This is a genomic window from Nostoc sp. WHI, from assembly GCF_015714725.1.
Lineage (GTDB): Bacteria > Cyanobacteriota > Cyanobacteriia > Cyanobacteriales > Nostocaceae > Nostoc.
Genome location: NZ_WBKM01000193.1, coordinates 17,331 through 29,161, shown reverse-complemented (window position 1 = coordinate 29,161; position 11,831 = coordinate 17,331). Strand labels below are relative to the sequence as shown.

The following is an 11,831-nucleotide window of genomic DNA, read 5'->3' as shown; positions in this document are numbered from 1 at the left end:
AGCTCACGCAGAGACGCAGAGGCGCAGAGTAAGGAGGGAAGGAGAAAAGTGGATATATCAGATAAGGATAAGTCTGTCCAAGCTAGGGTGTTTAAGGCGCTGAATGAAGCGAACGAGAGATTAAAGGCTGTTGAAGCTAAACAAAGCGAACCGATCGCAGTTGTTGGTTTGGGTTGTCGTTTTGGTAATGATATTTCTACCCCTGAGGCATTTTGGTCTTTTCTTAAGGCTGGTGGTAGTACGCTCAGAGATATACCGCGCGATCGCTGGAATACTTCTGATTTTTATGACTCAGAGCGTGGGAAAGCCGGTAGAATCTATGTATCTCAAGGCGGTTTTCTCGATGATGTTTCGATGTTTGACGCGCAATTTTTCGGGATTGCACCGAGAGAAGCTTTGCATATTGATCCTCAGCAGCGACTACTGTTAGAGGTTGCTTATGAGGCGTTGGAAAATGCTGCTATGGCTGCGCCTACTTCTAGAATTGGCAAAACTGGGGTTTTTATTGGGATTACAAACAATGATTATACTCGTCTGATTGCACCAAGGGATGATTATAGCGCAGTTGGTGCTTATCATATATCTGGAAATCATCTAAATGCTGCTGCTGGACGCATCTCTTATATTTTGAATCTTAACGGCCCTAGTTTGGCTGTAGATACAGCTTGTTCTTCTTCGCTGGTGGCTGTTCATTTGGCGTGTCGTTCTTTGCGATCGCAGGAATGCAGACAAGCTTTGGTGGGGGGTGTAAGCCTGATTCTGACGCCGGAAGTGCCGATCGCGTTGTGCAGAAATCAGATGTTAGCTACTGATGGTAGATGCAAAACTTTTGATGCCACCGCTGATGGGTTTGGCATTGGCGAGGGTTGTGGAGTCGTCGTTTTAAAAAGGTTGAGTGAAGCCTTAAAAGATGGCGATCGCATTTGGGCATTAATTCGGGGAACAGCTGTAAATAACGATGGTGCAAGTGGTGGCTTTACAGTTCCTAACGGCCCTGTGCAGACAGATTTAATTCGTGAGGCTCTTAATGACGCGCATTTGAGTGCTGATGTCATTGATTATGTTGAAGCTCACGGTACTGGTACGGCTTTGGGAGATCCCATTGAAATTAAAGCGATCGCTGATGCTTTATGTGTCAATCGCTCTAAATCCCAACCTTTGTTAGTGGGTTCTATCAAGACAAATCTCGGTCATTTGGCGGCGGCGGCGGGGATTTCTGGTTTAATTAAGACTGTATTATCTATATATCATTCGGAAATTCCGGCTCATTTGAATTTCCAAAAACCAAATCCTCATATTAATTGGGACAGCTTACCGCTTGATGTGGTGACACAAATTCGTCCCTGGAATGTTAGCAATGAGAAGATAAAAGCGGCTGGAGTTAGTTCTTTTGGAGCATCGGGAACTAATGCTCATGTTATCTTGAGTGAACCTCCTCAAGTACAGTCCCCGGTTAAAACAACATTCCCCGTACTAATTACCCTCTCTGCTAAAGATGAAGAGCGTTTACATCTGTTGGCGGATCGTTTTATTGACTATGTTGATGATGATTTAAATTTAAATGATATTGCCTTTTCTTTAAATACAGGCCGTTTTCATCATAAACAACGACTAGCTTTGTTGGTTTCTAGTGTTGACGCTTTTCGAGAGGGACTTAGTAGTTTCGCGCAAAGGCGCAAAGGCGCAAAGGTAGGAAGTGGGGTTATTTGTGGGGAGGCGCAAGGAAATACTAAGGTTGCTTTTCTTTGTAATGATGAGGGAGTGATATCTCCTGGTGTAGGGGAAGAGCCTGTATTTCGTGAGGCGTTTATTCGGTGCGATCGCCTATTCCAAAGTTATTTAAGTTTTTCTATAGAAAAGTTATTTGATCAAGCTCAACAGCACTACGATCCTTTGTATGTGCAGCCAGCTTTATTTGCGCTGCAATATGCTCTTTGTGAACTCTGGAAATCTTGGGGAATTCGGCCTTCTGCGATTTTAGGCTATGGTTTGGGTGAGTATGTCGCTGCTCAACAAGCTGGAGTTTTTTCTGTTGAAGATGCAGTTAAGTTGGTTGCAAGTCGCGCTCGTTTATTCAGCCAAAAACTTGGGGAAAACAGATTTTTAGCTTTTCAAAAGGTAGCTGAAGAAGTTTCTTATCATAATCCGCAACTCACTTTAATTTCTAATGTTAATGGTGAAGTTGTTAGTAGTTCTGTTAAAACTGCCGCTTACTGGGTGCAACAGGTTCGTCAATCAGATAATAGTGATAAGGGAATTGCCACTCTACATCAGATGGGCTATCAAATCTTTCTAGAAATTGGAACTCAGCCCACACTAATTAATATTGTCCGTCAAAATTTGCCTGGTAGCGAAATCCTTTGGTTGTGTAGTTTAGCTAAAGATGTCAGCAATTATCAGCAAGTGCAAACTGTCTTAGCAGAACTATATGTAAGAGGAGCAAATATTAATTGGAAAGAATTCCATCGATCAGGGCAGAAAATTAGTTTACCAAATTCTCCTTTTATCCGCAAACGCTATTGGGTAACTCCTGTTAATGAGAAACAAGATTTAGTTAGCAAATCTCATAATTATGGACACCCATTACTAGGCGATCGCCTGCCTTCCCCTCTATCTTCTATTCAATATCGAGCTAGCATTAGTCAGAACAACCCAGCGTTTTTGGCAGAACATCAAGTTTTTGATCAACCTATCTTTCCAGGGGCGGCATTTATTGAGATGGCGTTAGCTGCGGTAGAAGGTAACACCGTTAGATTAGAAAATATTGAATTTAATAAAGCCTTGTTGCTTCGAGATATAGAAAATACTTTACAATTAATTATTGAGCCAAAAGCCGACAGTAAAGAACTTTTTCACATCTATAATAAAGCTGGCAATAATTGGGATTTGCTCGTTTCGGGAGAAATTAAAAAACTAAAATTAATTGATTCAACTAACCACAATCTGGAACAAATAAAAGCTGACTGTCCAGAACAGCTTGAGATTAAGTCATTTTATCAAACATACCAAAAATCTGGAGTTAATTATGGTAATAGCTTTCAGTTAATTCAGAAACTTCACCGTGGTAAAAATAGCGCGATCGCTGAAATAAAGTTAACCGATACTCTGCGTTTAGAAGCCAGAAATTACCAATTTCATCCTGCCATGCTTGACGCTTGTTTTCAGGCGATCGCAGCTATTTTATTTCAGCAAGAGTCATTTGTAACTTATGTACCAATCCGCATTGCTAAATTCCAGTTTTTCCGCTCTCCAGGTGATAGCGTCATCAGTGTAGTTAAACTAATCAAAAGTTCTCCTAATTTGATTGTCTCTGATATTGATATTTATTCAGAATCAGGTGAGTTACTAGTAGCAATTACCGGATTTGAACTAAAATCTGTTCAACGCCAAGAAATTATCCGCCATAAAAGCCAAGCTCAATCCTATCTAGAAGAATGGATTCCCCTAACGCCTTTTTTACCCGATGGTAGAGATTCCTTACTTACTCCTGATGTAATTAAGATTCAAGTTAAACCACAGCAATTAGAACAGCAATTGGCGGAGAAATTGCGCCAATATGAACGCTTGCTTAGTGAGATGGAAAGTTTAAGCGTAAGTTATATATGGGAAGGTTTAAAAAAGCTTAACTGGCAACCTCAATTAAATCAAACTTATCAAGAAGAAAAAATTGCCGCTCAAGGTGGAATTGTTGATTTTTATCGTCCCTTATTATCGCGGTGTTTAGCAATTCTAGCCGAGGAAGGAATTGTTACTCAACAACAAAATGGATGGTTATTAGCAAAAGAACCAAAAACATCTTCATCCCAATTGCAAATTCAACACCTACGCAGCGAATTTCCCGATTATCTTGCAGAAATTAATCTCATAGAACGTTGTGGTTCAGCTTTGGCTGCTGTGATGCGTCGTCAAATTGAGCCGTTAGAATTGCTATTTCCCCAAGGCGATTTAAATGCGATCGCATCTGTGTATTCTGATGCGGCTGGGGCTAAGTTGATGAATGAATTAGTTGCAGAAACTATTAAATGTGCAGTAGCAAATTTACCAACAAATCGTCAGCTACGAATTCTTGAAATTGGAAGCGGAACAGGATCAGCCACCACTGCAATTTTACCGCATTTAAATAGTGGTCAAATTGAATACGTATTTACTGATATTTCCTCTAGATTCTTAACCAGAGCCAAAGAAAATTTTAGCCATTATCCCTTCATAAAATATCAATTATTAGATATAGAAAAGAATCCCTTAACTCAAGGTTTTCTCCCAGGAAGTTTTGATATAATTATCGCCGCCAACGTCCTCCATGCAACAGCAGATATTGACAAAACACTCCAGCACGTACATTCCCTAATCGCTCCTAACGCCCTACTAATACTATTAGAAAGTACTGGTGCACGTCGTTGGATAGATTTAACCTTTGGCTTAACAGAAGGATGGTGGCTATGCAGTAAAGATCCCCACCGCAATAGCTATCCTTTACTAAATACAAAACATTGGCAAAATTTACTCGCCAATCATCATTTTACAGAAATTAACGTCATCGAACCAACCAACCCAGAGACACACAACCTATTAAAACAAAGCGTCATCATCGCCAAAAGCAACCCTCCTCCTCTCCGCGCCTCCGCGCCTCTGCGTGAAATAATCTTTGCCGATACAAAAGGAATAGCCCAAAATTTAATCATCCCATTACAACAGCGAGGCATTACTTATTCACTCATCTCACCTCAACAAATTAATCCTGACAACCCCGAAGATTATCTCTTACTATTACAAAACCTCTTAACACCAGAAACTCGTGAAATCATCTACCTCTGGCCATTACAAGAAATAGAAGGCGAAATTTATCAAAAAGTAGAAATTCATTGTAAACGATTCCTATTTTTAATTCAGGCATTATTACAACAAGAAAATCCCCCCGCACTTATTCTTGTCACCCAAGGTTCCGTACCAGCCAAACAAGTTACAACCCTCACATCTCCAGCCCAATCTTCATTATTAGGAATCGCTTTAAGCCTAGTACTAGAACATCCTGAATTAAATTTTAGAGCCATAGATTTAGATCCTAACGGACAAGATTTAGGAGAAAAATTATTCCGAGAACTCTACAGCGATACACAGGAAAACCGCGTAGCCTTGCGCGGAGATCAACGCTTTTCTCCGCGTTTGGTAGAGAAAAAACTAGAAGAAGGAAACATCAATTTCCATCAAGATGGCTTTTATTTAATTTCCGGTGGTACAGGCGGATTAGGTTTAGCCACTGCCCGATGGATGATAGAATGTGGCGCTCGTCATTTAGTATTGTGCAGTCGCAGTGGTGCCAAAGCTATCACTCCCGAAATTCTTACAAATCTGCAATCCCTTAACGCAGACATCCAAATCAAAGATGTTGATGTCACAGATGCCGAGAAACTTCACACCTTACTAGAAGAATGTCGTTCCCAGTATCCTGTGCGGGGGATTTTCCACATCGCCGGCACTTTAGACGATACAACATTATTGCGACTCACACCAGAACGTTTTAACCATGTTCTAGCGCCCAAGGTGAAAGGAACTTGGTTACTTCATCAATTAACACTCAACGATCCTTTAGATTTCTTTGTTTGTTATACCTCTGCTGTGTCGCTGATTGGCTCGGCTGGACAAGCTAATGCTGCTGCTGCTAATGCCTTTGAGGATGCCTTTGCCTATTTTCGTCATGCACATAATTTGCCTGCCACAGTCATCAATTGGGGGCCGTGGAGTGAAATTGGTGCAGCAGTCGATCGCAATGTCTTAGAGAGATTAGCAACTAAAGGTTATGATGCGATCGCACCTGATTTAGCACTAAATACTCTAGAAAAAATCTTGTTTAATAAGATTGTCCGTGCTGGTGTAATTGCAATTGATTGGCAACGTTTCCCCTACATTAACCAAAGCTTTTATCAAAACTTCTTACCCTTAGTAGAAACTAAATCTCAAAATACATCAAATATTTTAGAGCAGTGGCAAACCATACCTGTAAAACAGCGTCGTGATTTACTAATTCGTCACCTTAGTTTCCGTGTCTCCACTGTATTAGGACTATCAACCGATGAAGTAGTTTCTCCCCAACAAGGCTTTTTTGATTTGGGGATGGACTCGCTTACCTCAACAGAACTTCGCAATCTTCTACAAACCGATTTTAACTGTTCTTTAGCCACAACAATTACTTTTCGTTTTCCCAACGTGGAAACTTTAACAGATTATCTACTGCGGGAAGTTTTAACTATCTCCGAGGTGGAAATTCCTGGACAAAAGCTAAATCCTAATAAACCTCCTTCCCTACAAGGGAATGGGGATTTCAAAGCCTCTCTCCCAGTGGGGGAGAGGTTTGGAGAGGGGTTCTTCGGTAAACTTGATGACTTTTTAAACATCCCCTCAGAAAAACCACAACAAGAAGAAGATCCTATTGTCATTGTAGGCATGGCTTGCCGATTTCCTGGCGGTGCAAATGATCTAAAATCTTTCTGGGAACTTTTAGAACAGGGGAAAGATGCGGTGAGAGAAATTCCAGGCGATCGCTGGGATATTCAAGCATGGTATCATCCCGATCCAGATACACCAGGAAAAATATCTTCTTCTTACGGAGCATTTCTAGAGCAAATAGATCAGTTTGATGCCGAATTTTTTGGAATTCTCCCCCGTGAGGCTATCGCTATAGATCCTCAGCAACGTTTGCTGCTAGAAACTACTTGGCAAGCTTTAGAATCTGCGGGACAAAATCCTCAGCAGTTACGCAATAGTCAAACTGGCGTTTTTGTTGGGGCGATGACTCAAGACTATGCACAATTGAGTTATGCCCCAGAAGCAATCAATGCCTACACCGGTTCTGGGACTTCTGTAAGTGTAGCAGCCGGTCGTCTATCTTATGTCTTTGGCTTGCAAGGGCCATCAATGACAATTGATACTGCTTGTTCTTCTTCATTGGTAGCAGTACATTTAGCTTGCAATGCCTTACGTAATGGTGAGTGTGACATTGCCCTTGCGGGTGGTGTCAACGTAATTTTAACCCCGGTAATTTCCTTAATTGAAAGTCGCGCTCACATGCTTGCACCTGATGGACGTTGCAAAACTTTTGATGCCAGTGCCAATGGCATGGTACGGGGCGAAGGTTGCGGGATGATTGTTCTCAAACGGTTGAGTCAAGCAGTTAAGAATGGCGATCGCATTTTAGCTAGAGTTTATGGTACAGCAGTTAATCACGATGGCCCAAGTAGTGGACTGACAGTGCCTAATGGTGATGCTCAGGAAAAATTGTTACATCAAGCACTGAATGCAGCGAAACTTAAACCAGAGCAAATAGACTTTATCGAAGCTCATGGTACCGGTACTGCGATCGGTGATCCGATTGAATTAGAAAGTATGGCTGCGGTGTTTAGCGATCGCCCCCAAAATCGACCTTTAATTATTGGTTCTGTCAAAACAAATTTAGGACATTTAGAAGGGGCAGCCGGAATTGCTGGGTTAATTAAAACTGTTTTAGCCTTACAAAACAATAAAATTCCTCCCCATCTTCACTTTGAGCAGCCCAATCCCCGTTTTGATTGGAGTTCTCATATTTTTGAAGTTCCAGTACATGGAAAAAACTGGCATCCTAGTGAACGAGAACGAATTGCGGGAGTTAGCTCCTTTGGATTTAGTGGTACGAATGCCCATATTATTGTTGGAGAAATTGCATCTACTTCTCCCCAGCAATCTGATAATCAGCTTTATCTTCTACCTCTTTCGGCTCGTTCCGAAAAATCACTCCAAGAGTTAGCAAAAAACTATCAATCCGCTTTAAATGAATCTGGAAATTTAGCCGATGCTTGTTTTACTGCAAGTACAGGAAGAGCTATTTTCCGCCATCGATTGTGTATTGTAGCTGACTCAATCACTACAGCAGAGAAAGCACTTGCTGATTTTGAAGAAGGTAATAATTCTGATAATGTAATTACGCCAATTGCATCAGAGAATCAATCAAATATAGCTTTCCTATTTTCAGGACAAGGTTCTCAATATTCAGGGATGGGGCAAACTCTTTACAACAAAGAACCTGTCTTTAAAAATACTCTAGATATTTGTGACAAAATCCTGCAACCTATTTTAGGAAAATCGCTATTAGATTTAATCTTCCAATTGCAAAATAGCGATTTGCTCGAACAGACTCAAATCACACAGCCAGCGCTTTTTTCGCTTGAATATGCACTTGCTAAATTATGGCAATCCTGGGGAATACAACCCTCGGCACTTTTAGGACATAGCATTGGTGAATATGTTGCAGCTTGTTTAGCTGGAGTCTTTTCTTTAGAAGATGCCTTGCAATTAGTTACCCAACGCGGTCACTTAATGGGAGAACTGCCGCAAAATGGAGCTATGGCAGCAATTTATGCTGATTATGAAACAGTAAAAACCTATAGCAGTCAAGTTAATATTGCCGCAGCCAACGGTTCAATTACTGTAATTTCTGGCTTTAATGAAATTATCGATCAACAAGAGAAACTTTTTATAGAACAAGGTTATAAAACTAAACGCTTGGCAGTATCTCATGCTTTTCATTCTGCTTTAATGGAACCAATTATTGATGAGTTTGCTGAAGTTTTAAATAGAATTTCTTTCCATGAACCAAGCTTGACTATTATTAGCAATGTCACAGGCAAACCAATTGGTAAAGAAATCGCCACTGCTGATTATTGGTTACACCATCTTCGCAGCACTGTGCATTTTGGTAAAGGATTTCAATTCTTAATTGACAGTGGTTATCGCTGTTTTCTGGAATTGGGGCCGAAGCCTGTGTTACTAAGTATGGCGCGATTAAGTTCTCAACTCCAAGAAACATTATGGCTACCCAGCATCGTACCTGGACAAGATGAACAAGCCCAGATGTACAGAAGTTTGGCGAGACTTTTTGTTAATGGTTACTCAATAGAATGGGCGGAGGTATTTAGGCAAGGAAAGCGGATTTCTTTACCTACTTATCCATTTCAACGAGAACGCTACTGGTTGGCAAACTCAGAATTTTCTCTAGCTGAAATAAAAACTAAGTTGCATCCTTTTATCAGTGATTTCAAAAAACTAGCTACAGGAGAAATTATCTTTGAGGGAGATATAAAAGCCGATAATCCTGGATATCTTGAAGAACACAAGGTATTTGAAAAAATCCTATTTCCAGCGACGGGGTTCATTGAAGCAATTTTAGCAGCCAGCCAGAAAATATTTGCTGATAATTTGGTAATTATACAAAATGTGTCAATTCATCAGGGGTTGTTATTATCTCAATCTCAAACTATATTACAAATGATTTTTAAGCCGAAAAAATCATCTGGCTATGGTTTTGAGATATTTAGTAGTAATTCATCACAAGATAATTGGATTCTTCATGTCAGTGGTGAGATTAAAGCTAAAAATGGATATGAAAATCTCACGCAGAGGCGCAGAGACGCAGAGGAAGACAGAGGAGAATCTGTTGATATATTCAGATTTTATGAGCTTTATCAGCAGATGAGAATTAGCTATGGGGAGAGATTTCAAGCTATTCAAGAATTACGTTATTTAGGAAATGGTTCCCAGGCTCGAATTAGTATCGATCGCAGTTTAGCAGATCAGCGCTATTGTTTGCATCCTGTGCTTTTAGATGCTTGCTTACAAAGTATTGGCGCGGCTTTCCCAGAAATTCACGGTAAGGAATTACATTTACCCTATGGTTTTTCTTCATTGGAGTTCTTTGGAAATCCTGGTTATCAAGCTTGGACACGAGTTTATATTAAATCTGATACTAACGGTGAAATATCTGTAGATGTAGATGTTTATGATGAACAAGAACAGCTTTGCGCTCGGTTTACAGACTTAGTAGCACGGCGAACTAATCCGGTAGTTTTACAGCGTTTATGGCAGGATACTGAAAAAGATTGGTTTTACCAAGTTCAATGGAAAAAGCTAAATTCAATTCCCGATGTTGCAGGAGACTCTCGAAATTCTTGGTTAGTGTTTGTTCATCCTGGTACAGCGTTGAAGCAGTTGATAAATTTATTTAAAAAAGCTGGAGAACGAGTTATTACTGTGGAACTGGGTGATGATTATGAATATTGTAATCAAGATAATTTTGTGATCAATCCATCTCAAAAATCTGATTTTCAGCATTTATATCAAGAAGCATATCCATCGGGAGAATTTCCCACAGGGGTGATTTTTGCTTGGGAAACTGCACCTGTTACAGAAGATGCAGATGCAGTTTACAAAAGTTGTAATGCGGTATTGCACTTAATCCAAACCATCACCGCTCACTGGAAAAAATTACCTGATTTATGGTTAGTAACTCGCGGTGCAAATCAAGTGCTAGCTGAGACTTCCTTGCAACCTAAACAGTCTTCATTGTGGGGATTAGGAGCAGTAATTAATAACGAATATCCCCAAATTCGTTGTGTATGTTTGGATTTATCACCTACTGGAGAGCCAGATGAAGCTAAGTTTTTGTTTAACGAATTTCATACTCCAAACAGCGAGTTACGTCTAGCTTTACGCAAAGGAAACCGCTATGGAGCAAGGTTAGTATCTGCAACAATTCCCACAGCACAAAAGCAGCAGCTAGTTAGCCAAGAAGGAGCTTATTTAATTACTGGAGGCTTGGGTAAAATTGGCTTGCTGGTGGCTGAATGGCTATCAGAAATGGGGGCTAGTCATTTAGTTTTGTGTAGCCGTCAGATCAAATCTAAACTAGAAGCGATCGCATCATTAACTAAAAATGGTACACAAATTACAGTTATCAGCGCTGATATTACCTCAGCAGCAGATATGGAACAAATCTTCTCCCGTTTTGGCACAGAATTACCCCCCTTACGAGGAGTAATTCACGCGGCTGGTGTCTTGGATGATGGACTTTTAAGCAATCAAAATTGGGAAAGATATCAAAATGTCATGCGTCCCAAAGTAGAAGGTACTTTATTATTAGACCGCTACACCCGCAACCTCTCTTTAGACTTTTTCATTGCCTTTTCTTCTGCGGCTGTAATCCTCGGTTCACCTGGTCAAAGTAGTTACGCTGCTGCTAATGCTTTTATGGATGCTTTAATGCAGCAACGACAAAGTTTAGGACTACCAGGTATCAGCATCAATTGGGGAGCATGGGATACAGGAAATGAAATTGACAAACAACGTTTTGCTAATTGGGGTATTGAAAGTATGTCTTCTGATACCGCCCTTAAATATCTCAGTCAATTAATTTTAGGCAAAGTTTCCCAAGGAGCGATTATTGATATTGATTGGTCTACTTTTAATCAAGCTTTTAACATTAATCAACCATTCTTTGCAGAAGTAAGAAGTCCAAAAGGAAACAGCCAAGAGAGTTATGCAAAATTGTTGGAACGGTTAATGTCTGTACCTGTGGATGAGCGAGCCACAACTTTATCCCAAGGAATTGAGCAACTATTCCGCGAAGTGACTGGTTTACCTGTAACTAGCGTGATTCCTCAACAAACCTCCTTTTTAGAGTTAGGCTTAAACTCGCTAATGGTACTAGAATTTAAAAATAGGCTAGAAGGTAATTTAGCTTGCACTTTATCTTCATCTGTAATATTTGATTACCCTAATCTTGAAAGTCTTAGTAATTATCTGCGCGAAGAAATATTAGCTGATAATATACAATTTGAGGTAAAAACAAACTCACAAACAGATACTATAAATCCTTATGACAGCCTTGATGAAGATGAACTTACAATATTACTTAATCAAAAGTTAGCGGAGCTTGATAAATATGGAGAGTGAATATTTAAGAATTAAATTACTTCACGCAAACAAGATAAATGTCATCTCAACTTTCTCAAATCAAACTTTGCGTC

Annotated in this window: 1 protein-coding gene; it reads left to right on the top strand. The window is 40.1% G+C overall.

Features of this window, described 5'->3' with window-relative positions; all coding sequences use genetic code 11:
* Positions 1-48: 48 nt before the first annotated feature.
* Entirely contained in the window at positions 49-11,757 is an 11,709-nt protein-coding gene (locus F8S12_RS19530; RefSeq protein WP_331001412.1) for an SDR family NAD(P)-dependent oxidoreductase, read from the top strand.
* Positions 11,758-11,831: the final 74 nt, after the last annotated feature.